Genomic DNA, 24,369 nt, shown 5'->3' on the forward strand with positions numbered 1-24,369 from the left:
CCGCGTGGGCCGGGTAGGTGGGCAGCCGTGGATCCGGCAGCAGCCGTCCTCGGAGGAGACACGAACCCTCTCCGCCTTGGAGCCCACCGCACACGCCCCGGGACCGGCCGCACGCACCAGGTGCGCAGCCGCCACGAACCCACGCCGTCCGAAACGGCCTCCGAGACCGGTCGCCTGTGCCGAGTACGGAGCCGTCGGTAGCCGGCAGGCGATGCCCCCGCCGGGTGCACAACGGCCAGCACCCGTGACGACCCGCCCCGCCGTCTACCCGGCCGTCCCCCGGGCTCGGCTCAGTCCTCCTGCGTACCGCCCGCCCCCGCCGGGCGCCAGCCCCGGGCGCGGGCCCGGGGAAGGGTGAACGCGGCCCACAGGACGGTGAGTACGGCGGCGGAGCCGAGGATGACGAAGAGGGTGGCGCGGCCGGTCGCGCGGTCGGCGGCGGAGGTGTCCCGGACGGACACGGGTTCCGCGGCACGCTCGCCCCCGGCCGGCGCGCCCGAGTCGCCGAGGACCGTGGTCACGGCGGCATAGGCGTCGAGTTGGGGGATGTCGGCGGGGTAGGCGGTCGCGGTCAGGCGGTGCGTGACGGCGTCGGGCGAGTCGTCGGGGTGGGCGGCGAGGACGACCGCGGCGGCCCCGGCGGCGTAGGCGGCGGCCACCGACGCGCCGGCGCCGAGGTAGTGGCCGTCACCGCGCGGGCCTCCGGAGACCACCCCGGCCCCCGGGGCGGCCAGGTCGATGCCCGTGGTGGGCAGGGCGCTGTCCGGGCGGACGCCGCCGGGAAGCATGTCGGCGACCGAGAGGACGCCGGGTTCACCGGCCGGCCAGTACACGCGGGACGGAATCTCGTCGGTGCCCCGGGACGGCGGGTCCGGGGTGGCCGCGGCGATCACGACGGCACCCGCGCGGCGGGCCTCGGCGACCGCACGAGTCAGTGCCGCGTCCCGGCGCGGCAGGGCCACGGTGACCGCGATCACGTCGGCCCCGGCGTCGGTGGCCTCGCGTACCGCCTCCGCGACCAGCGCGGCGCTCGCCTCACCGCGCGTGTCGGTGCCACGCAGGGCCAGGATCCTTGCGCCCGGGGCGACTCCGGCGAGGCGCGCGCTGTCCCCGCCGGTCCCGGCGATCAGTCCGGCCAGGAAGGTGCCGTGCCCGACGCAGTCCTCGGCGGCGCCACCGCCGGCGGTGACCCGGCCGTCGAGGCCGTCGGCGTCAGGGTCCACACCGGTGTCGACCAGGGCGACGGTCACGCCCTCGCCGGAACCGTGCCCGCGCAGCCGGTCCAGGTCGAGGCGCTGGCGTGACCAGTCCTGCCTCTTCGCCGTCTCCCGGGACGCGGCGGTGCAGTCCGCCTCCTCCGCGTCCGGATCGAGCGCGGAGGGCATCGCGGGAAGCTCCTGGCCCTTCGCACCGTCGGCCGTATGAGCCGGCACGGCCGTGGGCAGCAGCAGGGCGGCGGCGAGACCGGCGCCGGACAGCAGACGGACGGCCCCTCGGGCGTACGGCGTCACAGTCCGACCCCCTTCGGAGCCGCCACGACATCCTCGGGAATGAGGATGCGCAGGTCGTCCAGCGTGGGCGCGGCCAGCGAACTGAGCCGGCCCGCCTGGCGGGTGACCATCGACTCGACGACCTGCCGGGCCAGCCGGGCGTTGCCGAACGAGCGGTCCCGGGGCAGCGCGTCGAAGTACGCCTTGAGCACCGGGCCGGTGCCGGGTCCGCACTCGTAGCCCATGCTCGCTGCCTGTGCGCGCACGATGGTGACCAGTTCCTCGGAGGAGTAGTCGGCGAAGGAGATCCGGCGCGGGAAGCGGGAGGACAGACCCGGGTTGGAGGCGAGGAAGCGCTCCATCTCGCCGGTGTACCCGGCGACGATGACGACCACCTCGTCGCGGTGGTCCTCCATCAGCTTCAGCAGGGTGTCCACCGCCTCCTGTCCGAAGTCGGCGCCGCCGCCCTGCGGGGTGAGGGTGTAGGCCTCGTCGATGAACAGCACGCCGCCACGGGCCCGTTCGAAGACCTCGCGGGTGAGCTGGGCGGTGTGACCGATGTAGCGGCCGACCAGGTCGGCTCGGGCGGCCTCCACCAACTGGCCCCGTTGCAGGATGCCGAGCTGGGTCAGGATCTCGCCGTAGAGGCGGGCGACGGTGGTCTTACCCGTACCGGGTGGGCCGGTGAAGACCAGGTGGTGGCTGAGCGAGGGCACCGGCAGCCCGGCGGCGGCCCGATGGCGGGCGGTGGTGATGAGGTTGACCAGGTCCGCGACGTCGCGCTTCACCTCGGCCAGGCCGATCATGTCGCCGAGACGGGTCAGCGGGTCGTCCTCCGGTACGACGGACTCGGCGGTCTTCGCGGCGGTGGCGGAGACGTCCTCCGGCAGCAGCAGCCGTAGATCGTGCTCGCCGACCTGGGGCAGGGAGGCGAGGCGGACCGCCTGCCGGTCCACCATCTCCTCGAACACCCCGCGCGCGGCACGGCCGTTACCGAACCCGGCGTCCCTGGGCATCGACTCGAAGTGCGCGGCCAGTGCCTCCGCGGTGCCCTCGCCCAGTTCGTACTGGTGCTGGGCGCACATGTTCTCCATGATGGCGACCAGTTCGGGCACGGAATAGTTCTCGAACTCGACGGTGCGCGAGAAGCGGGAGGCGAGGCCGGGGTTGGAGCCGAGGAAGGACTCCATCTCGCGGGAGTAGCCGGCCGCGACCACGACCACGTCGTCGCGGTGGTCCTCCATCAGCTTCAGCAGGGTGTCCACCGCCTCGCGGCCGAAGTCGGCGCCGCCGTGGCCGCTGTCCGCGGTGAGCGTGTACGCCTCGTCGACGAACAGCACGCCGCCGAGGGCCCGTTCGAAGGTCTCCGTAGTCTTGATGGCGGTGCCGCCGACGACCTGTGCGACCAGGTCGGCTCGGGAGACCTCGACGAGGTGCCCGCTGCGCAGGGAGCCCAGTTCGGCGAGGATCGCGCCGTAGAGGCGGGCGACGGTGGTCTTACCGGTGCCGGGAGGTCCGGCGAAGATCAGGTGGCGGCTCATCGGCGGGGCGGACATGCCGAGTTGTTCGCGGCGCTGGGCGAGCTGGGTCAGGTTGACCAGGGTGCGCACCTGCTGCTTGACGTTCTCCAGGCCGATCAGCGCGTTGAGGGCGCCGAGCGGGCCGTCCTCGCGGTCCGGCTGGGGCCCGTCCGCGGCGCCGGAGCCGGCCGGGTCGGTGTTCTCGGCGCTGCCGGTGCCCCAGGCGTCCCGCTTGCCGTTGCCGGTGCTCTTGAGGCCGTCCACGGCGAGCCGTTCGCCGGGCGCGGTCTGCACCAGGCCGCCGCCCTCGTTCTCCCGGGCGAGGCAGTTCACGAGCGAGACCGGCGCGGTGGACTCCACGCGGAAGCCGTCCTGGGCGCCGCCGGAGACCTCGCAGCCGCTGAGCGAGGCGAGCGCGCCCTCGCGGAGCAGGAAGCCGTGGCCCTGGGCGGCATGCACCGTGGTGCGGTTGGCGGTCAGCTCGCCGCCCGCCTCGACCAGGACGCCTTCCTCGCCGGATATCTCGATGCGGAAGTCGCGGACGGTGACGTTGCCGCCGTCGTCCACGACCAGGCCGTTGGTGGCGGTGTCGGAGACCCCGCCACCGGCGAGGTAGAGGGTGCTGCCGGAGCCCGCGCGTACGCCCGCGCCCTTCGGCCGGACGATCTCGCAGTCCTCGGCGCGGCCGCGGGCGTCCTTGCCGGCCACGATGCCGTCGCCGGCCGGCTCCACCAGTCGGGCCCGGCGCAGCAGCGGGTTGGCGCCGGCGCGCACGGCGATCGCGGGCGAGCCGCCGATCACCTCCAGGCGGTCCAGCTCGGGCGCCGAGTCCTCCTCCAGGAGCAGCCCCGTCTGTTCGCAGTCGCGGACCGTCAGGCCGGTCAGCGCCGGGGAGGCGGCCCCAGCGACGCGCAGCGCCGCGCCCTGCGCGCCGTCCACCCAGCAGTCCTCGAAGGTGCCGCGCGCCCGGTCGGTGACCAGCACGCCGTGGCCTCGGGTGCGCGAGACGCGGCAGCGGCGCAGCACCGGGTCGGTGCCCGCGGCCAGCGCGATCCCGTTCCCGGAGGCGCCCGTGACGCGGACGTCCTCCAGCGTCGTACGGCCCGCGCTGCTCAGGTGCACGCCGGTGCTGGTGTCGTGCACCACGGTACGGATCACCGTCAGGGAGCAGTTCTGCTCCAGGGCGATGGAGGGCTTGTCGGTGGAGGAGATGTCGCAGTCCTCGACGCTGCCGGTGGAGTCGCCGTTGGCGAGCAGGCCGTTGCCGCGGGCGGCGCGCACCGTGCAGCCGCGCAGGCGGGCCTCGCCCTGTTCGGCGAGGACCAGGCCGCTGGTGCCCAGGTGCTCAAGGGTGCAGGACTCCACGGTGGTGGGCGTGGTCGAGGTGACCACGATGCCCGCGCCCTGCGGATTGCTCACCCGGCAGTCCCGCAGCGCCAGGGAGCCGGTGCCTCCGGCCAGCATCGCGGTCCAGGCGGCGCCGATGATCTCGCAGCCGTCGAGCGCGGCCTGCCCGCGTCGCACGTCCACGGCGGGCAGCTCGGCGTCGCCGCCGCGCAGGGTCAGCTCGGCGAGCATCACGGCGTCGGCGCGCAGCGCGAGCACGCTGCCCGTACGTGGCCGGATCTCGACCGTGCCCCGGCCCTCGGCGGCGGTGAGGGTGACCCGGGTGTGGATCACCAGGTTCTCGGCGTATGTCCCGGGCCGGACGCTGATGAGCGCGCCGGTACGGGCAGCCGAGAGTGCCTCACCGATCGTCCGGTAGCGGTCCCGGTCCCCCGGACCGACCGTGAGTACCTGGCGCGACACGCACCAACCTCCTTGCTGGGGGGCGTTTTGAGCGGGCGCCCCCGGGGCGTCGGGAGCGCGTGGTGTCGGCGAGCCGACGGTGCCATCATGCCCCGCTGCCGGGGCGGACGGTTACCGGGAGCGATGCTCTCGGCCTGAAGGCGTCTGACCTCCCGCGTCCGGTCAGACACTCCACTTCTGGTTGTCGGTGCCGGCGCAGGTCCACAGTTGCAGCGCGGCCCCGTTGCCCGTGTTGTTGTCCTTGATGTCGACGCACTTGCCGACAACGGTGTTGACGAGGTCGTGGGCTTCGTTCACGACGAACTTCTGGGCGATGTTGCCGCTGCACCAGGCGATCTGGATGGGCGTGCCGTCATTGAAGTTCGCGTTGGCGACGTCCAGGCACATGCCGTTGATGCGGATGGTGCCGTCGGAGGCGAACCGCCACCTCTGCGCCGCGCCGTTGTTGCAGTCCCAGACGATCAGCTTCTTGCCGTCGGTGAAATCGGCGTTCGGTACGTCGACGCAGCGGCCGGAGAGATGGCTGCGTATGGAGACCGGGGCACTGAACGTCACGCCCGAACCGGAGTTCGCGGGCTGGCCGCCACCGGACGCCTTGTCGCCGGTCGACTTCGCCGGCTGCTCCTGCTTGCCCGTGTCCGCCTTGGGCTCGTCCTTCTGGCCTGCGTCCTGCTTCGGTGTGTCCTTGCCCGAGCCCTGCGCCGCGCCGCCCGCGGGGGCTTTCTGCACCGGCTTGTCGGGCTTGGCGGAGTTCTTCTCGCCGTCGGCCGGGGCGCCGGTGTCGGGTTTGGTCACCACGAAGTCGCCCGGAGCCTCCTTCTCTCCGCCACCGAGGACGGTTCCGCCGGCCGGCGCCACCTTGGAGTCCTTGTCGTCGCCCCCGGTGAGGACGAGGAACGGCACCGACACGAGCAGCGCTCCGGCGACGGCCGCCCCGGCCAGCACCGCCTTGCCCGGCCGCCCCACGTGACGGGTCTGCTGCTCGGGCCGGTCGATGGCGGTCGCGGTCATGGTCCGCACGAGTGCGGGGAGCCGGCTCTTGGCCGCCGCGGCGGCACCCGGGTCGGCTTCGGCCTCGGACGCCGATTCGGACTCGGACCGACCGCCGGGGGCCGCGCCTGCTCCGGCTCCGGGACCGGTCTCGGCTTCGGGGTCGGTGGTGGTCCGGCCCTCCGTGGCGGCTTCGGCCTCGGCGGCCGTCTCCTCGGCGCCGGTGGCCTGAGCCCCGGTCTTCGCCTCGCTCGGCTCGACCTCGACCTCGGGCCGGGGCTGGGGCTCGGCGACGGCGGCAGCGGTGGCGGCTGTCTCCTCGCCGCCGCCGGACTCCGCCCTCGGGGAGGTGGGGTTGTGCTGGACCGAACGCGTCACGGCGTCCTCCCTGTTGTGTGGGGCCAGGGTTCAGATGGGCTGTGGGTCAGGTCCTCGGAGCGGGCCACGGGTGCCTGCTCGGCTCCCGGTTCGCCTACGGGATCGGGGAGTCCGTCCGCCGGGACGAGCAAGGGGGCCGCGGCACCGACGTTGACCATCAGCTGAGTGCCCGAGCCGCGTAGTGAACGGGCCAGCTCCCGTGCCGGAACGGTGTCATGTCGAAGTGCCTCGGACATGAACTCGTGGGCCGGGGAGGTGAACAACAGCACCACGGGCGCCCCGTCCAGCCCGGCAGCCGTGAGCGGCCCACCGTCCGGTCCGAGCACCACCGTGATCTCCGCTTCCGCGAGCGCCGCAAGCGCCTCGTCCACCGAGCCGTAGCCGGTGGCGGCCCGCTGCGCCGCCGCGTCCACCGGGTCGGTGGGCTCCGGCCAGCCGAGCACCCGAGCCGAGGGCCGGTACGCCGGGTTGGGGCGGTAGTCCCCCACCGCCCCGCTCTCGTCCGACTGCCACTCCCCCAGCACCGCCCATTCCGGCGGCGTCCGCTCCTCGGTCCACTCCGGGTCCACCACGCCGATCCAGTGACCGGGCGCCCGGCGGGCGGCCGCCTGCACGGCCTCGGGTATCTCGGGGGTGTCGGTGGCCACGGCGTCGTCGGCGCCGGATGACTCGGCGGCGGCCGGGCCGGAGCCGTCGGGCACCGCGGGCCGGACGTCGTGCCCGCCCTCTTGCCGTTGTCCGGGCCGCATCTCCACCTGAACTCTTCGGTCTGTACGAACACTTGGGTGCCGACGGCGTACGCACGCGCCGACACTGATCAGATCGGGGAGTCAACAGAATGCCACACCCGCCCCGCCCGTTGCGGGACAGGCAGGGTCCGAATCGGGCGTCCACGTGCCCGTTTACGGCCCGAGTGGGGGACGTTCCGGGATCAGGGAGGCGGGAGTGGACAAAGCGACGGGAGCGTTGAGGCAGGTGGTACGACTGATCACCCCCGGGACGGGCTAAGTTGGGCCGCACGGGAAGACCTCGCAGCTCGGAAGGGCGTCGGATCGGCCTGCGGCCGCCACCGCGGCGGGTCATGTACGCCTCGACGACCGGGGCCGGGCCGAACCAGGTCCACCCCGGCGCGGCGTTCGACCAACGCCCGCCGGGGCTCCCGGCGTTCGTCCAGCCGGTCACTGCGCGGGTCCCGCCCGCCACCGACAGCTCCGCCACCGAGGAGGAGTACCGCATGTCCCCCCAGCACCCCACCACCGGCGCGAACGCGGAGGCGGCCGCCGCCCGCGTAGGGGAGGCCGGTTTACCGCCCGCTCCCTCCGAACCGGACGAGGCGGCGCCGACCCAAACCCGGGCCCCAGAGGCGGAGTCCGGGGCCACGGGTTCAGCGTCCGGCGCCTCCGGCACCGCCGAGACGGAGTCCGGCACCACCGGGGCCGAGGAGACCGCGGCCACCCTGTCCCCGTCCGCGCCTGCGGCCGCCGCCGGAACCACTGAGGCGTCCGAGGAGCGCGTCGCCGTCGCGGCGGCCGTCGGGACGACCCCTCCGGGTGTCAGGACCGAAACCGGCGTCGGCAGCGGACGCCCCCGCAAGCCGATCCTGGCGGGCGCCGCTATCGCCGGCGCCGCGCTGATAGCGATACCTCTGCTCCTGGCCGGGAGCGCGAAGGACGACGGGCCCCCCGACTCCGCCAAGGGGCTGGCCGCAGAGGGCTCCGACACCGTCCTGAACCCGAGCTCCGCCCCCGCCGGCCTCGACGACTACGTGGCCGAGAAGCCCAGTCCGTCCCCGAAGAAGACGAAGAAGAGCGAGCCGCCGAAGGTCACGGCCCCGGTGCCCGCCGCGCCCGCGCCGGAGCCCAGCCCGAGCCGCACAGCCAAGGCGAAGCCCGCGCCCAAGCCCAAGGCGACCCCGCAGCCGAACTGGAGCACCGAGACCGTCTTCGCGACCAGTGTCCTGGAGGTCAACCAGGCCTGGACCACCAACCGCATCCGGATGGTCATGCAGACCGACGGCAATCTCGTCGTCTACAACGAGCAGGGCAAGCCCATTTGGGCATCCATGACCTTCGGCTCGAACCACCGGGCGATCTTCCAGCAGGACGGCAACCTCGTCATCCACAACGCCGAGGACCGCCCCATCTGGGCCTCCCAGACCTGGGGCCGCGAGGGCGCGCAGCTGGTTCTCCGGGCCGACGCCAAGGTGGCCATCGTGCACAACGGCGGGGTGGCCTGGTCGACCTGACGACCTGACGCCCTTCGGCAGGGCCAGATGTCAGATGTCAGACCTTGCCGCCTGCACCCGGACCGTGATCGCGACCCCGCCGACGCCCACGCGTCGGCGGGGTTTCGTGACCGGATCTCGGCGGAGCCTGGATGATTGGCCTATACCAAAGCCTTGACAGGGCATTTCCATCGCCACTTAAATCACGCAGTGAAATAAGGCGTCCTGTCATGCTCACGCGGACCCCTCACCCCCGCTGGGACAAGCACATCACTCGGACACCGGTACAGGAGAAGACATGCCTGACACCAACTCCCCCGCCAGCACGGCCGATCCGGTGAGCCACCCGTGAGGCGGCTGGCCGTACGGCTTCTGGCGGGACTCGCGATCGTGCTGGGGCTCACGGCCGCCCCGACCCCCGCCGCACCCGATGCCTCCGCAGCGCCCCAAGCAGCCGACTTCAAGGTCGTCGCTTTCTACAGCGGCACCTGGGACGCCGCGCACATCGACTTCGTGAAGGAAGCCAACGAGTGGTTTCCGCGCACTGCCGCCCAGAACAACTTCACCTACACCGCGACGACGAACTGGGATCTGCTCGCGAACGGAGGCGTGAACGAGTACCAGGTCGTCCTCTTCCTCGACGACGCGCCGCACACCGCGGCCCAGCGGGCCGGCTTCGAGCGGTACGTGCGGGCCGGGGGCGGCTGGATGGGCTTCCACGTCTCGGCGTTCACCACCGACGCCGGATCGTGGCCCTGGTACTACAACAGCTTCCTCGGCAGCGGGAACTTCCGCTCCAACACCTGGGAGCCGACGACCGCGGTGCTGCGTACCGAGGACCGCACGCACCCGTCCACCACCGGCCTCCCCACGACGTTCACCTCGTCGGTCAGTGAGTGGTACAGCTGGTCCAACGACCTGCGCACCAACCCGAACATCAAGATCCTGGCCTCTGTCGACCCGTCGAGCTTCCCCCTGGGCACCGACCCCAACCAGTCCTGGTACAGCGGCTACTACCCGATCCTGTGGACCAACACCCAGTACCGGATGCTGTACGCGAACTTCGGCCACAACGCCATGGACTACTCCACCAACACCCGGCTGTCGTCCACCTTCGCCAGCGCCACCCAGAACCGCTTCCTCATCGACGGGCTCAAGTGGCTCGCCGGCACGAACGGCACTCCCACACCCACCGATCCGATCTCCGACACGGCCTGGTACTCACTGGCCAACACGGGGAACGGCACCTGCGTGGACGCCAGGGCGGCGGCCACGGCCAACGGCACCGCGATCCAGCAGTACGCCTGCAACCAGACCCTGGCCCAGCAGTTCCAGTTCCGCCCCACCGACAGCGGCTACGCACGCATCGCGATCCGGAGCAATCCCCAGCAGGTCGTCGATGTCACCGGCGTCTCCACCGCGGACGACGCGCCCCTGCAGCTGTGGTCGTACGAGGGTGGCGGCAACCAGCAGTGGCGGCCCGTGCGGGAGGCATCGGGGAGCTATCACTTCGTCGCACGGCACAGCGGCAAGTGCCTGAGCAGCACCGGCAGTTCGGCGAACAGTGTGCAACTGGTGCAGCGTCCCTGCGACAACTCGGGTGCGCAGTCCTTCCGTCCGACCGAGCAGCCCTGACGGGGCGACCACGGCTGGCAGGATGGCCGTATGGCGAACAGTCGATCGATGACCTATGTACGGATTGCCGAAGTTCTCACCGGCCTGGGAATGATCACCGAAGCGAAAGCCCAAGGGGTCCTGGAGGAGTTCGCCGAGTTCGCCTCCGAACCGATCGAGTCGGGCTATGAGATCGCCAGTGCCCTCGAATCGTTCGACGTGGCCGTTTCGATCCACACCGACGACGTCGACTTCGCCGACGCGCACTACGAATGGCTCCTGAACGAGGCCGCAGCCCTCACCGGAGGCGAAGTCACCGTCTCCGACTACCGCTTCGACAAGTACCACCCGCAGGACGAGGACTGCGGCCTGGGGACGATGTACTTCGCATGCAACGGCAAGCCGCTCTCCTTCGGCGTCGAGCAGGAGTCGAACGACTACCTCGACATGGGAGCGGCCAGGGCGGCCATCGAAGCGCTCCGCAGCGACGGTTACCCCCGGGAATTCCGCTGCGTCGTGCAGGAAGGCCCACAGCTCAGCGACGACATCATGGTCCTGGCCTCGTCCGAGCAGCGGGAAGGTCTCCTGCAGCACCTGGGCATCACGTTCGACCAGCCTTGGTATCGAGGCTGACCGCCAGGGAGAGGGCGAGGACGGCCCGGTCGTCCTTGTCGGACTGTGTCGACCAGCGGTCCGCGTCGGTGCGTACGAACGACACGACCGTCTCCGGGTCGGGTGCGCGCTCCCCGGAGAATCGTTCGGCGAGCCGCTTGAGGACCGGGTAGAAGACGCCGTCCGCGTCGCGTGCCTCGCTCACTCCGTCCGTGTGCAGGACGAGCACCTCCGAGGGTTCGAGCGGGTGGACGGTCGTGTCGTCGCCGTTCGGCGCCAGTGCGCCCAGCCCGAGTGGCAGTCCGGGCGTTGTGGCCAGGCGTCGGGCGCCGTTCGGGCCGACCGCCAGGGGTGGGGGGGGTGGCCGCGGTCGACGATGCGGATCTCGCCGCCGCCCGGCGGGAACTCCAGCACCAGCGCGGTCACGAACAGCTCGGGGTCACCGTCCTCGCCGGCCGGGCTGTTGCGGGCGATGCTGAGTTCCAGCCGGGTGGCCAGGGCGCTCAGGCTCTGCCACTCGTGGGCCGAGACCCGGAAGCTGCCCAGCACCGCCGCGTCCGTCTGCACCGCGCCCAGGCCCTTGCCGCGGACGTCGCCGATGATGGCCCGCACCCCGAAGGGCGTCTCGCACACGTCGTACAGGTCCCCGCCTACGAGGGTGCCGCCCTCACCGGCCTCGTAGAACCCTGCTGCGCGCACCGGGCCGAGCCTGCGCGGCACGGGACGCAGCAGGGTGCACTGCATGGCCTCGGCGACGGAGTTGGCGCGGATGAGGTGTTGCCGGGTCCGCTCCCGCTGGGCGGCGAGCGCGACGCCGGCGATGCCGATGAGGGTCGTGGCGATGTACATGGCGACGTGGTGCTGTTCGTCGAAGTGGCCGGGGCGGCGGGCGGCCATCCACATCTGAAGTCCCAGGCACACGAACGTCGACATCGCGGTGCCCAGCGGGCCGCGCGTCGCGGCGGCCAGTGCCGGGACCGCGACGAGCATGAAGCTGACCGGTTCGCGGCCCCTGACGATCAGTTCGGCGGCCACGTCGACGAGGACGGCGACCAGTGGCAGCCACCACACCCAGCCGCGCGGGGTGGGGGCCCGTGGCTCGTGGCGGACGTTCGGGCCGGTCACGGCGTGCCTCTGGCGTCCGGTCCTGCGGGGCCGGGCCTGGAGCTCCCGGTCTCGGCCACCGGCGTGCCGCGTGGCGGTCGTCGGATCGCCTCGGGCAACTCGGCCTCGATACGGGTGAGCTGGGCGGTGAGGCTGCGCAGCCACATGTCCAGGTCGACCAGCGCGGGCATCGGTGGCCCGGCCGGTTCCCCGGGCGGCGGTGCCGTGCCGGATGTCCGGGGTCGTCTGCCGCCGCACAGGTCGGCGAGCCGGTCGGTGGTCTGTGCGAGCGCGCGGGCGCGGGCCTGCGCCCGGTCGGCGGCGCCCGGTGGCAGGGCGGTGGCGGGCAGGTCGAAGCGTGGCAGCCACTGGGCGCCGAGCAGGATGTGGTGGGAGGTGATGAGGACGGCGTGCCAGTCGGCGCGGACGTGCGCGTCGCTTCCGGGTTCGCTGCGGAACTGGGCGTAGGCGGACTCGGCCAGCCGCAGGCGGTGCAGCGCGGGCAGCGTGGGTGGTGCCGGGACCGAGCCCGGCGGCACGGCGCCGAGCATGGCGACGGTGCCCCTGATCAGCGGGCCGCACTCGCGTAGGAGGCCCGCCATGGTTCTGCGTACCTCCGCGCGGGCGCCGGCCGGCCAGGCGAGCATCCCGCACAGCAGGCCGATGGCGCTGCCGGTGACCACGTCCACGATCCGCGCCTCGGCGAGCCGCCAGGATGCCGGGGCGATCTGGGCGAACGCCGTGGCCACCACCAGCGTGAACAGTCCCTGGGCCCAGGCGATGCCCAGCAGCGGCCCGAGTGCGAAGGCGATCAGCATGGCCGGTGCCAGGATCGCGGCGTACGCCTCGGTGTGCCGGCCCAGGCCGATGAGGAGGGCGCCCGCGGCGACGGCGCCCACGAGGTTGCCGATGACGACTTGGCGGATGGCCGACCAGGTCTCGATCACGCTCGTCCGGCTCAGCGTGAGCACCGCGAGCAGCACCCAGAAGCCGTGCGTCAGATCGAGCGAACCGGCCACCAGACGCGCGGCGGCCAACGCGATCGCGATCCGCAGGGCGTTGTGGAACTGCACCGAGCGCAGCGTCATGTTGCCGGTGATCCGGCGTAGCCACAGCTGGGGCGTGGCGGCGTGCGTGTACCAGAACAGCTCCCGGGGTTCGATGGGCGCGGTGCGCCTCCCGTCGAGGCCGACCCGGACGGAGATCTCCAGGGCGCGCACCGACTCGGCGACCGCCAGCAGGGCCGCCTGCCGGCGCAGCACGTCCGCCGGGGGTACCTCGTCGACGGGTCCGGCCGCCTGCCGCGTGCGCATCCGCTGGAACTCGTCGATGGCGTCGTCCGTTCGCTGCGGGCCGGGAGCCGTCCGGCCCGTGTGCAGGGCGGTGACGGTCGCGTCGAGGAGGGACACCACGCGCGGCAGCAGCGAACCCAGCGCCGAGTCCGTGCCGCGCGGGCCACTGCCCGCGCGGCCGCGGACGAGGTCGCGCAGTTCGCCGATCTCGGTCAGGTGGGCCAGTTGTTCGAGCAGCCGACGGGCGGCGGATCCCGCCTGGGCCTGGCCGCGGGCCGCACGCCCCGGGCCCGCCGGGCGCTGTGCGGGCGCGATGCCGGAGAGCCGGAGCCGCGCGCCGGCCTCCCTCAGTTCCTTGGGTGAGAGGCCGTTGCTCCCGGCGATGGTGTCGCGGGCCGTCGCGAGGGCCTGGGCGAGGGTGACCCGGTACGACGGGTCCGGCGGGTGCGGCAGCACGAACAGCTCACCCAGCACCAGCGCGACCACTCCGAAGATGAGCCCGGCCAGCCGCAGCCCCAGCGTCTCGGGCTCGTACGGCGGGAAGCAGGCCAGGATGTAGAAGAGCTGGAGTCCCGGCGCCGCACCGGCGGGGCGCGGGCCCGCGATCGCCGCGAAGGCGAGGAGGAAGCCCACGACGAACATGCCGAGCACGGCCGCCCAGGTGTGCACCGCCAGCACGGTCCCCAGGGTCACCAGCCCCAGGCCGACGGGCAGTGCCTTCAGCATCACTTCGGCGCGCTGCCGTCCGGATCCGGGGATCGGGGACAGCAGGCCGAGCGAGATCGGCGCGAAGAGCGCGTACAGGGCCAGGACCGGTTCGTCGAGCCCGTACACGAAGGTGTAGAAGCCCACGGACGCGGCGAGGGTCACCCGCACCGACCGGTGCAGGATCCGGTTCCACTCCGGCCCGCCCCTCACGGCAGGTGCCCGCCGCGTGACGGCCGTGAGCCGGTGCCGCCCGGGACCCGCGAGCCGGCCGGGCCCGGGGTTCCCGTCGCGCCGGGCGGCGGGATGCTTGCGGTGCCCACGAGTCGGTGGCCCGCGACCAGGGCGACGGCGGAAGCCGCCAGGATCACCACCCCTGCGAAGCGGAGGATCGCGTCGTACGCGGCCTGCGGTGATCGCTCCGGCAGCATCGCCGTGATCGCGGCCGCGGCCCCCGCCAGCGCGACCGCGCCCATCGTGACCAGGGACGTCAGCAGTACGCCGGAGGCCTCACCGGCCCGCTCGGGCGCCACCACCTGCTGGGTGGCCACGCTCGCGAAGGTCCAGCCGAGCCCCAGGCCCAGTCCGGACCAGGCGAACACCGGAACGTACAGCCACCAGGCCGTGACCAGGGTGAGCACGATCAGCCCGGTTCCGGCGACCGTCCCGGCCAGCGCCATCACCGACACCGGCCGCATCCGCCCGGACAGTCTCGCGCCGAGCGGCCCGCTGAGCGCCACCAGCGCGGCGGGCGCCAGGAACACCACGCCCGCCACCAGCGGTGACAGCCCCCGCACCTGCTGGAGGTACAGCGTCGACACGAAGACGGTGACCGCGTAGGCCATGTTGGTGACGGTTCCCGTGCCGGTCACCAGGACGTAGGGCGTGTTACGGAAGAGCCCGAGGTCGATGAGGGGATGCCGGGCACGCAGCTCCCGCCGTACGAACAGTGCGCCCGCCGCGGCGGACAGGGCCAGCAGGGTGAGCGTGCGGGCGTGGTCCCAGCCCCAGGCGCTGCCCCGTTCCACGGCCGGCGTGAGCGCCGCCAGCGCGCACACGACGGCGGCGCAGCCGGTCAGGTCCAGCTGGCGCGGGGCGGTGGGATCGCGGGAGTCGGGCACGTACAGGTACGCCACGGCCAGCGCCAGCAGGCTCAGCGGTGCCAGGAGCCAGAAGATCCAGCGCCAGCCGGGCCCCTCGGTGAAGCCGCCGCCGACGAACGGGCCGAGCGCCGTGCCCACGTTGGCGATCCCGAACACCGCTCCCAGCGCGCGTGCCCGGGTGGTGTCCGGGAAGGCATTCGTGATCACGGAGACCGACACGGGGAAGACGAAGCCGGCCCCGATGCCCTGCACGACCCGCGCCCCGACGAGCGCCCACAGCCCCGGCGCGAGCGCGCACCCGACCGATCCGGCCGCGAACAGGGCCGTGCCGCCGAGCAGGGCGCCCCTGCGTCCGAAGACGTCGCCGACCCGGCCGCCCACGATGAAGCAGCAACCGATGGCGAGCATGTAGGCCGACAGTGTCCACTGGGCTGCCGAGGCGGTGACGCCGAACTGGTCGGCGATCCCGGGGACGGCCAGGTTCAGTGCGAAGAAGTCGAGCTGGATGCAGAACAGGGCGACCGCCACCGCGATGAACGCTCCCGTCCGCGCCGTCGGCGAAGACTCAGCGCCCATGTGCACGTTCCTCTCGGACCGACACCACCACGGCAACGGACCACGCCCTCGCGCGACCGGCCGGACATGCCCTCCCGCGCCCAATTGTCGGCCGACCCCGCACCGCTCGCAGCCCGACGCGACGCGTTGCTGCCCGTCGCAGCGCTGCTCAACGACGTCGAGATCGAGGCCTTCGGGCGAATTCCGGGGCGGCTCCGCGATCCGAGGGCGGACGGGTGGTACGGGCATGGGGATGTCCACGCCCCCCGATCCGCCCGCCCCACCTCTCGGCCGCCCGAGCGGCGCGGAATCGCGCGTGCCGGGCTGGCTGGCGATCGCTGCCGCGTACGCATGGCGGATCATCGCCGTCGCCATCGTCGTGCGTGCCACCTTCTCGGTGCTCGGCCAGTTTCACCGGATCGCCGTCGCCGTCTTCCTGGGCCTGGTCCTGACCTCCCTGCTGCGCCCCGTGGCCGACCTCCTCGCCCGCCGCGTGCCTCGTCCGCTCGCGGTCGCCACCGCGGTCATCGGCGGCATCGTCGTCGTCCTCGGGGGGCTGGCCCTGGTCGGTGAGATCGTCGCGGAGCAGCGCAGAGGGCTGCAGAGGGAGTTCGTGGCGGGTATCGACCGGATCGAACGCCAGCTGGAGGAGCCTCCTTTCCGGCTTCCCGCGAACACCTTCGACGACCTCCAGTCCCGGATCGGCAAGCTTCTCTCCAGCCACCGCTCCACCCTCATCAGCGAGGCGGTCAGCGGCGCGAGCCGACTGCTGGAGGTCCTGACCGTGCTCGCCCTGGCCCTGTTCTGCGCGGTCTTCTTCACCCACTCCGGCGACCGCCAGTGGCAGTGGATCTGCGACCAGCTTCCCGCGACGGCACGTCGGCACCTCACCGTCGCCGGCCGGGCCGCTTGGCGGACCTTCACCGGCTACACGCGCGGCATCCTGCTGGTCGCGGCGACCAACGCCTTCCTCGTCTGTATCGCTCTGCTCATCCTCGGCGTCCCCCTCGCCGTACCGCTGGCACTGCTGGAGTTCGTGGCCGCCTTCATCCCGCTGATCGGCTCACCCATCGCCCTGGGTGTCGCGGCCGTCGTGGCACTGGCGACGAAGGGTCCGGTGACCGCTCTGATCGTCGTGGCCCTGATCGTGATCATCGGACAGATCGAGGGCCATCTGCTCCACCCGATCGTCATGAGCTGGGCCGTGCGCCTCCATCCGGTGGTCGTGGCCTTCGCCGTCGTCGGCGGTGCCATCGCCGCCGGGTTCATCGGCGCCGTCGTGGCCGTCCCCTTCGTGGCCGTCTTCTGGTCGGTCCACCAGGCCCTGCGCGGCCGTGCCGAAGGCCCGGAAGGGGGCGGGAGCCGGACCGCGGACGCCGGCCCGTAGCCCGGCCCGCCCCACCCGCCTGCCGTCAGTCCAGCAGCACGCCCGGGTTGAGGATGCCGTGCGGGTCCAGGGCGTTCTTGGTGGCCCGCAGGGCCAGGGCGAAGGGGGCCGGGCGCTGGAGGTCGTAGCCGGGCCGGTGGTCGCGGCCGACGGCATGGTGGTGGGTGATGGACGCGCGGTGTCGGTGCAAGACGTCGCTCGCGGCGGCCTTGATGTCGTCCCAGACGGCGACTTCGTCACCCGGGCGGCCGGCGACGGCCACGGTGAAGTAGGGGGCGGCGCCGTCGGGATAGACGTGGGTCAGGCGGCAGTTGATGGTGGCCTCATGGCCGGTGGCCTTCAGGGCGGCGGCGCCGACCTCGGTGCGGACGGCTTCGATCAGGGCGGGGATCCTGTCCCAGGTGGCGGCGGTCTCGAAGGTGTCCACGACGGCGCCCATGCGGGCCAGGCCGTCGCGCAGGTAGGGCATGCGCAGGAAGGCGGAGCGCCAGGCGCTCACGGCCGCGTCCGCCCGGGTGTCGCGGTCCGCGGTCGGGGCCTTGCCGCGGCCTCCGTGGGCGCGGGCCAGGTCCAGGGCGGTCGCGAGGCGGTCGTCGACGGGGTTGGTGGCGGACTCGAAGCCCAGGACCAGGACGGAGGAGCCGTCGTGCGAGGCGCCGGAGAGCAGTGCCTCGCCGGGGTCGAGCAGGCGGCAGTTGGCCGGGGCGAGGTCGGACTGGGCGATGGCCCGCACGGCGTCCAGCGCGCGGTGGAAGTCGGTGAAGGCCACGGACGCGGAGGCCTTGTGCCGGGGGCGTTCCTGAAGCCGCATCCACGCCTCGGTGATGACGCCGAGCGTTCCCTCACTGCCGAGGAACAGCCGGTCGGGCGACGGTCCGGCGCCGGATGCGGGCAGGCGCCAGGACGTGCCGGCTCCGGCGGGCGTGACGACGCGCAGGGACTGCGTGAAGTCGTCGATGTGCGTGTGGACGGTGGCGTAGTGGCCGCCGGCTCGGGTGGCCAGCCAGCCGCCGAGGGTGGAGAACTCGAAGCTCTGCGGGAAGTGGCGCAGCGTCAGGCCGTGCGGCCGCAGCTGTTCTTCCAGCACGGGACCGAGCGCTCCGGCCTGGATGAGGGCGCTGCGGCCGACGGTGTCGATCTCCAGGACCCTGTCCATCGAGGTAAGGTCGAGCGACAGCACGGCCCGGTGGGTGTCGCCGCGGTACTCCACGCCGCCGACCACCGAGGAGCCGCCACCGAAGGGGATGACGGCGACGCCGTGCTCGCCGGCCCAGTCCAGCAGGTCGGCCACCTCCTGGTCGTCGGTCGGGCGGGCCACGAGGTCGGGGATGCGGCCCGGTCGGCCGCGCAGCGCGCGGATGACGTCGCGGTAGGCCTTGCCCATGGCGTGGGCGGCGCGCGCTTCGGGATCGGTGGTGACCAGGTGGGCCAGTGCGGGCGGGGGCGAAACGCCGGGGCGGCCGATGGGGAGGTCGGCGACCCGCGGTATCGGCAATGGGCGGACCAGGGTGCCCGGCAGCAGCGTGCCCATCGCGATGCACTCGGCGTCGTCGGGGTGGGCGTCGGTATAGCCCCAGCCCCACCAGGAGCGGGTGCGGGAGGTGCCGGGGTCGGTCGCGGTGGCAGGCATGAGTGTGCTCCCAGCAGGGGTCCAAGGAATTTACCCAACGGTAAATTACCGTAGGGTAAGATCGCTGTCATGACAACGCACTCCTCCAAGGCCGGCACCAAGGGCGTGCCGAGGGCCGCGCGCGAACGGCAGTTTCTGACCGCGGCCACCGAGGAGTTCGGCCGTCATGGCTACGAGGCCACCACCATGGCCGCCATCGCCGCGCGGGTGGGTGTCACCAAGCCGCTGCTGCACCAGTACTTCGGCAGCAAGCAGGACCTCTACCTCGCTTGCCTCGACCCGATCGGCGACCGGCTGCTGGGCGCCGTCCGCACCGCGATGACCGAACCGGCCGCCGAGGCGCCGCCCACCTCCCTGCGTGTGCTGGACGCCCTGTTCACCGCACTGGACGGGCAGCGCGACGCCTGGTTCGTCCTCTACGACGCCACGTTGCCGCCCGACAGCGAGGCCCTGCACCGGGCGGCGTACTACCGCGGCGCCATCGACGACCTCGCCGCGACCGGCACCGCAGACCTCCTGCAAGGGGCCGGCTCCAGTGACCCGCTCGACGCCGACGCCCTCAAGTACGCCTGGCGCGGCCTGTGCACCGCCCTGGTCCGTTGGTGGATCAACCACCCCGACCAGTCCCCCGCGGCCATGACGCGACGCTGCGCACGGATCTTCGCCGCCGCCCGCTCCCTCGTCCCCGCCGACGGCTTCCAGGCGTAGGCCGCACCCGGGGCCCTGCGAGCGGGGGCGAGGCCCAACTCGGCCTCGCCCCCTGGGATCACGACTCCCGGGAGGCGAGGTACTCCTCGACGCCGGGCGCGGTGTGCGCGTCCTCCACGTTGACCACGGCACCGACCGCCTTGGCGTCCGGCTTGTGCACGTAGGTCGAAGTGGCGGCGGGCTGCGCCTTGTCGGAGAAGTTCTGCGCGGTGCCGAGACCGACGTCGACGTTGGACTGCGCGCGGTGCGCCTTGACCACGTCCTCCCGGGCGAGGCTGCCGCCCTCGCAGGCCTTCTTAAGGTCGGCGCCCATGAGCTGGGCGGCGTTGTAGCCGGAGAGGACGCCGGCGTCGACCAGGGAGTCCGGGTACTTCTTCTGATAGGAGGCGACCATCTTGCGTACGCCGGCCAGGTCGGAGCTGACGGCCGGTGCGGCGCTGACGACGTTCAGCATGGCGGCGAGCGCGGGCGCGGCCGGGGTCTTCATCAGCTGCGGGGCGTAGCCGGGGGCGCTGCTGACGACGGGCACCTTCAGTCCCCGGGAGGCCGCGACCCCGACCAGCGAGGCGGTCTGGGCCGGTCCGGCGCTGATCAGGATCGCCTTCACGCCCTCCTTGCGCAGCGCGGAGACCTGCGCGGACAGGTCGGTGTCGGTTGCCTTGATCTTCTGTCCGACGACCTTGAGGCCCGCCTTCTTCCCGGCCCACTGGGAGCCTTCGAGCGCGTTCGCGCCGTAGTCGCCCTCGAAGTAGACGTGGCCGATCGTGTCGCCCTTCGCCAAGCCCTTGGTGCGGGTGAGGAAGTCGACCGCGGCGATCATGTCGATGTCGTAGGTGGTGCCCAGGACCTGTACGGAGTCCCGGCCCAGCAGGGAGGCGGCCCAGGCCTGCGGGAAGGTCAGCACCTTGTCGCGCTCGATGTCGTCGAGCAGCGCGGCCATCACCGGCGATCCGATGACCTGGGGCAGCGCCACGACGTCCGCGGAGATGTCGGCGTAGGCGGTGACGGCTTTCTGGACGTCGTAGCCGTGGTCCTTGACGACGATCTCCACACGCCGGTCGCAGATGCCGCCGCGGGCGTTGACCTCGTCGGCCCACATCTGCTGGGCCTGCACGATGCTCTTGCCGAGGGTGGCGTAGGGGCCTGTGAGGTCCGTCAGGGCGCCGAGCTTGATGGCCTTGTCGGTCACGCCGGGCCCGGACTTGACGCCGTCGGCGCCGTCGTCGGCGGTGCCGGACGAGTTCGCCTTGGAGCTGCATCCGGTGCCCGCGAGCAGCAGGGCCGCCAGGGCCGCGGCCAGGAGCGTCTTGGTGCGCGGTGCGGCGCGGTGCGTGTGGTCGTGCGTGGGCTTCACGGGGTGGGCTCCTTGGCTCGTACGGCGGGCGCGGGTCGGGGAGACGGGGAGTCGGGGTGCGCGGGTGGTGGTTCGGTTCGGCGGCGGGGCAGGCGGGCGCGCAGGCGCCGGACCAGGCCGTGCAGTCCGTCGGGGGCGAACAGCAGGATCAGGACGATCGCCGCGCCGTAGAGGTAGCGGGCCGCCTCGGTGGGGCCCACCGTCCCGTCGGTGGTGCCGGGAGCGGCCACCAGCGGCAGTTGGTCGGCGTAACGGGTCATCAGCAGGGGCAGCGCGGTGACGAAGACGGCTCCTGCCGTGGCTCCGGCCACCGACCCGAGTCCGCCGATGACGATCATGGCGAGGTAGTCGACCGACAGCACCAGGCCGAAGTAGTCGGGCACCACGCGGCGGAAGGAGAGGGCGAGGAGCACTCCGGCCAGGCCCGCGTACATCGACGACACCACGAAGGCCGCCGAGCGGTACCGGGAGACGTCGACGCCCATCACCGCGGCGGCGGTCTCGCTGTCGCGCAGCGCGACCAGGGCGCGTCCGGGACGGCCGCGGAGCAGTCCCCGGGCGGTGAACCAGGTGACCGCGAACAGCGCGAGTCCCAGGTACCACAGCCGTTCCTCGGCACCGAACGGCACGCCCAGCAGGGTCAGTTCGGAGTCGGCGGAGAAGGAGAAGCCGCCCACTTCCAGCGGCGGCACCGAGCGGCCGTTGAATCCGCCGGTGACGGAGTCCGCGGTGAGCAGGACGTGGTGCCCGAGGAAGACCAGGGCCAGGGTGGCGACGCCGAGGTAGACGCCCCGCAGGCGGCCGGCGACGGGGCTGAACAGCCCGCCCGCCGCGCCGGCCAGTAGGACCGCGAGGACGGCGGCAAGCGCGGTCGGCAGCCCGGGTCCCGGCTCACCGGCCAGCCATACGTAGCCGTAGGCGCCCACGGCCAGGAAGAAGGCGTGGCCGAGGGAGAGTTGCCCGGCAGTGCCGGACAGCAGGCCGAGGCCCACCGCGCCGACGGCCGCGGCCATCGAGAACAGGCCGATGCGCAGCCAGAACGCGTCGAGGTAGAAGGGCAGCGCGCACAGGACGGCGACGGCCGCGAAGGTCCAGCCCAGCCGGATCGCGCGGGCGCGGGAGAGTCGCTCAGACACGGACCGCCGCCTTTCCGCCGAACAGCCCGGTGGGCCGCACCAGCAGAACCAGCACCATCACCGCGTAGGGGGCGACGTCGCCGAACCCCTCACCCAGGACATGGAGGTCGGACTGGTAGCCCGCGACGAGCGCCTCGGTCAGGCCGATCAGCAGACTGCCCGCGAGGGCGCCGGGCGGCGAGGCCATCCCGCCGAGAATCGCCGCCGGAAACGCCTTCAGGGCGATCTGCCCGGTCGTGCGCTCCAGTCCGGGCGCGGGGAACGCCGCGAGGAAGACGGCCGCCAGGGCCGCCAGCGCTCCGGCCAGGCACCAGGCGAGGGTGCGCACCCGCACCAGCCGCACACCCATCAGGGCGGCCGCCTCGACGTCCTCGGCCGAGGCACGCAGCGCCAGACCCCAGGACGTGTACCGGAACAGGGCGAAGACAGCGCCGATGACCACGCTGGAGACCACGATCGCGGCGATCCGGCTGTCGGCGACGGTCACCGGCCCCAGCCCGCTCACCGAGTCGCCCCACGGGTCGCCCAGCGAGAGCAGGTCGCCGCCGATGCGCCGCGACAGGTCGGTGAGGATGACGATGTCGACGCCGATGGTGACGATGGTCTGCACATGGGCGGCGTGCGGGTCCGCTCCCCCGCCGGCCTGGAGCAGGAAGCGGTCCATGGCACCGGCCACGGCAGCGGTCACCAGGACGGCCACCGCGAGGGCCCCGGCGAAGCCGAGGTCGTCGTGGAGTACGGCGGTGAGATAGCCGCCGAGCAGGAGCAGCGAGCCGTGGGCGAAGTTCATGACGCCGGACGCCTTGAAGATGATCACGAAGCCGAGGGCGACGAGGGCGTAGACCGCGCCGAGGGCGAGGCCGTTGAAGACGTTGTCCAGGAAGGTGGTCATGCCGCGTCCTCCTCTTCGGCCCCGGTGCCGAGGTAGGCGCGCAGCACTTCCGGGTCCCGGCGGACCTCGTCCGGGGTGCCGTGCGCGATGGCGCGACCGAAGTCGAGGACGGTGACCTCGTCGGCGAGCCGCATCACCAGACCCATGTCGTGCTCCACCAGCACGACGGACAGGCCGAGTTCGGCGCGTACGGCGTGCACGACCTCGACCGTCCGGGCCCGTTCCGCCGCGTTCATCCCGGCGACCGGTTCGTCCAGCAACAGGACGCTGGGCTCCAGGCACAGGGCACGGGCGAACTCCACGCGCTTGCGGTCGCCGTAGGAGAGCAGGGTGACGGGACTGTCGAAGTGCGGTGCCAGACCGGTGAGTTCGGCGATCTCACGGGCGCGGGCGAGGTGTTCGCGCTCCTCGCGCCGCGCGTGCGGCAGACGCAGCGCGCTGGCGGCGAACCCGGCCCGGGACAGGGCGTGCCGGCCGAGCATGAGGTTGTCGGCGACGGTGCCCTGGGTGGTGACGATGTTCTGGAAGGTGCGGGCGACTCCGAGGGCGGCGATGCGGTGGGGTGCGAGCCGGGTCAGTTCGGCGTCGCCGAGGCGTACGGTGCCGACGGCCGGGCGGCACAGTCCCGACAGCACGTTGAAGCAGGTGGACTTGCCCGCTCCGTTGGGTCCGATGAGCGCGTGGACCGAGCCCGGGGCGACGGTGAAGGACACCGCGTCCAGGGCGATGAGCCCGGCGAAGCGGACGGTCACGTCCGTGACGGCGAGTTCGGGCGGCGCGGCGGTACGGGCGATCACGCGGCTCCCTGCCCCTCGGTGGTCGGGGTGGTGCTGGTGGTGTCGGCGGTGTTGTCGGTCCCGGTCGACTTCGTGGACTTGGGGGTGTCGGCGGGCTCGGTGGCGTCGGTCGCCTCGGTGGTCTCGCCCAGGTACAGGCGTCGTACGGCGTCCGTGCGGGCGAGTTCGTCGGCGGGCCCGGAGAGCCGGACCTCGCCGACCTCCAGGACGTGGGCGGTGTCGGCGAGGGACAGCGCCATGCCCGCGTTCTGCTCGACCAGCAGGACGGCGGTCCCCTGGGCGTTGATCTCGCGGACGACCTCGGCGATCCGGTGGACCATCTGCGGGGCGAGGCCCAGGGAGGGCTCGTCGAGCAGGAGCAGGCGCGGGGCGGCCATCAGGGCGCGGCCGATGGCGAGCATCTGCTGCTCGCCGCCGGAGAGCAGCCCGGCGGCCTGCCGGGTGCGTTCGGCAAGGCGCGGGAAGAGCGCGAAGACCCGGTCCCGGGCCTCGGCGACCTGGGTGGGGCGCCGCCGCCCGAGGCCGAGCCCGCCGGTGCGCAGGTTCTCGTCGACGGTGAGCCCGGCGAACACCCTGCGCCCCTCCGGGACCTGGACGACGCCGGCGCGCACCGCCGCCACCGGGTCGCGGCCGTCGAGTTCCGTGGCGCCGTAGCGGATGCGGCCGGCCGTGACCGCGCCGCGGTGCAGGCGCAGGGTGCCCGACACCGCCCGCAACAGGGTCGTCTTGCCGGCGCCGTTGGGGCCGAGCAGGGCGACGACCGCGCCGTGCGGGACGGTCAGGGACACGGAACGAAGGGCGGACAGGGCGCGGCCATAGGTCACGTCGAGGCCCTCGACGTACAGGGCGGCCTCTTCGTCCGGTGGTGCTTCGGGCATCGCGGCTCCTCGGGTCCGTGCGGTCAGGCACGGTGCTTCGGGGGGGGGGGGAGGGGGAGGCAGCCCACGACAGCACGGGCGCGGTGGGGCGGTACAGGTGTTCGCGCGAGGTCGCTGCGTGGTCCCAACGGGGGTGGCCTGGGGTTGTGCGGGTGCCCAGGGGCGGTGCGGGACGAGTCGGCGGGCAGGCG

General features: G+C 72.9%; 19 protein-coding genes. 5 read left to right on the forward strand and 14 right to left on the reverse strand.

The features are described from left to right. Positions 1 to 290 precede the first annotated feature (290 nt). From OG254_RS02070 to OG254_RS02085, 4 genes are all read right to left on the reverse strand, one after another. Positions 291 to 1,511 carry a S8 family serine peptidase gene (locus OG254_RS02070; protein WP_405576730.1) on the reverse strand — a complete coding sequence of 407 codons (1,221 nt, stop codon included), beginning with the start codon at positions 1,509 to 1,511 and terminating at the stop codon, positions 291 to 293. Further along, the gene (locus tag OG254_RS02075; protein WP_405576732.1) at positions 1,508 to 4,819 is read right to left on the reverse strand and encodes a right-handed parallel beta-helix repeat-containing protein; all 3,312 of its coding nucleotides are present in this window, start codon (positions 4,817 to 4,819) and stop codon (positions 1,508 to 1,510) included. The genes OG254_RS02070 and OG254_RS02075 overlap by 4 nt, the downstream gene beginning before the upstream one ends. A 162-nt stretch (positions 4,820 to 4,981) precedes the next feature. Further along, on the reverse strand, positions 4,982 to 6,187 hold the full coding sequence (locus OG254_RS02080) for a ricin-type beta-trefoil lectin domain protein (RefSeq protein ID WP_405576734.1): 1,206 nt from the start codon (positions 6,185 to 6,187) through the stop codon (positions 4,982 to 4,984). After that, a complete protein-coding gene (locus OG254_RS02085; RefSeq protein ID WP_405594802.1) occupies positions 6,184 to 6,936 on the reverse strand; it encodes a type VII secretion system-associated protein in 753 nt (250 codons plus the stop codon). The genes OG254_RS02080 and OG254_RS02085 overlap by 4 nt, the downstream gene beginning before the upstream one ends. Positions 6,937 to 7,421: 485 nt before the next feature. Between OG254_RS02085 and OG254_RS02090 the strand changes: the two genes are divergently transcribed. From OG254_RS02090 to OG254_RS02100, 3 genes are all read left to right on the forward strand, one after another. Continuing rightward, positions 7,422 to 8,432 carry a mannose-binding protein gene (locus OG254_RS02090; protein ID WP_405594804.1) on the forward strand — a complete coding sequence of 337 codons (1,011 nt, stop codon included), beginning with the start codon at positions 7,422 to 7,424 and terminating at the stop codon, positions 8,430 to 8,432. Positions 8,433 to 8,759: 327 nt separating this feature from the next. After that, on the forward strand, positions 8,760 to 10,046 hold the full coding sequence (locus tag OG254_RS02095; protein WP_405576736.1) for a ThuA domain-containing protein: 1,287 nt from the start codon (positions 8,760 to 8,762) through the stop codon (positions 10,044 to 10,046). Positions 10,047 to 10,094: 48 nt separating this feature from the next. Further along, positions 10,095 to 10,658 (forward strand): hypothetical protein, encoded by a 564-nt coding sequence (locus tag OG254_RS02100; RefSeq protein ID WP_405576738.1) that lies wholly within the window; start codon positions 10,095 to 10,097, stop codon positions 10,656 to 10,658. On the opposite strand, the gene OG254_RS02105 is transcribed toward OG254_RS02100, so the two are convergent. From OG254_RS02105 to OG254_RS02120, 4 genes are read right to left on the reverse strand one after another with little or no spacing between them, the layout of a single operon-like run. After that, positions 10,627 to 10,956, reverse strand: a complete 330-nt coding sequence (locus OG254_RS02105) for a SpoIIE family protein phosphatase (RefSeq protein WP_405594806.1) — start codon at positions 10,954 to 10,956, stop codon at positions 10,627 to 10,629. The two genes, OG254_RS02100 and OG254_RS02105, sit on opposite strands and share 32 nt — an antisense overlap. Further along, positions 10,839 to 11,762 carry a PP2C family protein-serine/threonine phosphatase gene (locus tag OG254_RS02110; RefSeq protein ID WP_405576740.1) on the reverse strand — a complete coding sequence of 308 codons (924 nt, stop codon included), beginning with the start codon at positions 11,760 to 11,762 and terminating at the stop codon, positions 10,839 to 10,841. The genes OG254_RS02105 and OG254_RS02110 overlap by 118 nt, the downstream gene beginning before the upstream one ends. Continuing rightward, entirely contained in the window at positions 11,759 to 13,951 is a 2,193-nt protein-coding gene (locus OG254_RS02115) for an FUSC family protein (protein ID WP_405576742.1), read from the reverse strand. Before OG254_RS02115 ends, OG254_RS02110 begins: the two co-directional genes overlap by 4 nt. Beyond that, positions 13,948 to 15,417, reverse strand: a complete 1,470-nt coding sequence (locus tag OG254_RS02120; RefSeq protein ID WP_405576744.1) for an MFS transporter — start codon at positions 15,415 to 15,417, stop codon at positions 13,948 to 13,950. Before OG254_RS02120 ends, OG254_RS02115 begins: the two co-directional genes overlap by 4 nt. A 232-nt stretch (positions 15,418 to 15,649) precedes the next feature. Here OG254_RS02120 and OG254_RS02125 point away from each other — a divergent pair, with 232 nt between their 5' ends. After that, on the forward strand, positions 15,650 to 16,783 hold the full coding sequence (locus tag OG254_RS02125; protein ID WP_405576746.1) for an AI-2E family transporter: 1,134 nt from the start codon (positions 15,650 to 15,652) through the stop codon (positions 16,781 to 16,783). A 25-nt stretch (positions 16,784 to 16,808) separates the two neighbouring features. On the opposite strand, the gene OG254_RS02130 is transcribed toward OG254_RS02125, so the two are convergent. Then, entirely contained in the window at positions 16,809 to 18,413 is a 1,605-nt protein-coding gene (locus OG254_RS02130; RefSeq protein ID WP_405576748.1) for an FAD-binding oxidoreductase, read from the reverse strand. A gap of 69 nt (positions 18,414 to 18,482) precedes the next feature. Here OG254_RS02130 and OG254_RS02135 point away from each other — a divergent pair, with 69 nt between their 5' ends. Next, positions 18,483 to 19,121 carry a TetR/AcrR family transcriptional regulator gene (locus tag OG254_RS02135; protein WP_405576750.1) on the forward strand — a complete coding sequence of 213 codons (639 nt, stop codon included), beginning with the start codon at positions 18,483 to 18,485 and terminating at the stop codon, positions 19,119 to 19,121. 58 nt (positions 19,122 to 19,179) lie between these two features. On the opposite strand, the gene OG254_RS02140 is transcribed toward OG254_RS02135, so the two are convergent. The 5 genes from OG254_RS02140 to OG254_RS02160 are packed head-to-tail and all read right to left on the reverse strand — an operon-like array spanning position 19,180 to position 24,178. After that, positions 19,180 to 20,475, reverse strand: a complete 1,296-nt coding sequence (locus OG254_RS02140; protein WP_405576752.1) for an ABC transporter substrate-binding protein — start codon at positions 20,473 to 20,475, stop codon at positions 19,180 to 19,182. Next, positions 20,472 to 21,611 (reverse strand): branched-chain amino acid ABC transporter permease, encoded by a 1,140-nt coding sequence (locus tag OG254_RS02145; protein WP_405576754.1) that lies wholly within the window; start codon positions 21,609 to 21,611, stop codon positions 20,472 to 20,474. The genes OG254_RS02140 and OG254_RS02145 overlap by 4 nt, the downstream gene beginning before the upstream one ends. Then, positions 21,604 to 22,503 carry a branched-chain amino acid ABC transporter permease gene (locus OG254_RS02150; protein WP_405576756.1) on the reverse strand — a complete coding sequence of 300 codons (900 nt, stop codon included), beginning with the start codon at positions 22,501 to 22,503 and terminating at the stop codon, positions 21,604 to 21,606. The genes OG254_RS02145 and OG254_RS02150 overlap by 8 nt, the downstream gene beginning before the upstream one ends. Then, entirely contained in the window at positions 22,500 to 23,300 is an 801-nt protein-coding gene (locus tag OG254_RS02155; protein WP_405576758.1) for an ABC transporter ATP-binding protein, read from the reverse strand. Before OG254_RS02155 ends, OG254_RS02150 begins: the two co-directional genes overlap by 4 nt. Continuing rightward, positions 23,297 to 24,178, reverse strand: coding sequence for an ABC transporter ATP-binding protein (locus tag OG254_RS02160; RefSeq protein ID WP_405576761.1), 882 nt, complete (start codon positions 24,176 to 24,178; stop codon positions 23,297 to 23,299). The genes OG254_RS02155 and OG254_RS02160 overlap by 4 nt, the downstream gene beginning before the upstream one ends. Between the last annotated feature and the right edge of the window lie 191 nt (positions 24,179 to 24,369).

This window comes from Streptomyces sp. NBC_01092, assembly GCF_045039535.1.
Taxonomy (GTDB): Bacteria; Actinomycetota; Actinomycetes; order Streptomycetales; family Streptomycetaceae; genus Streptomyces.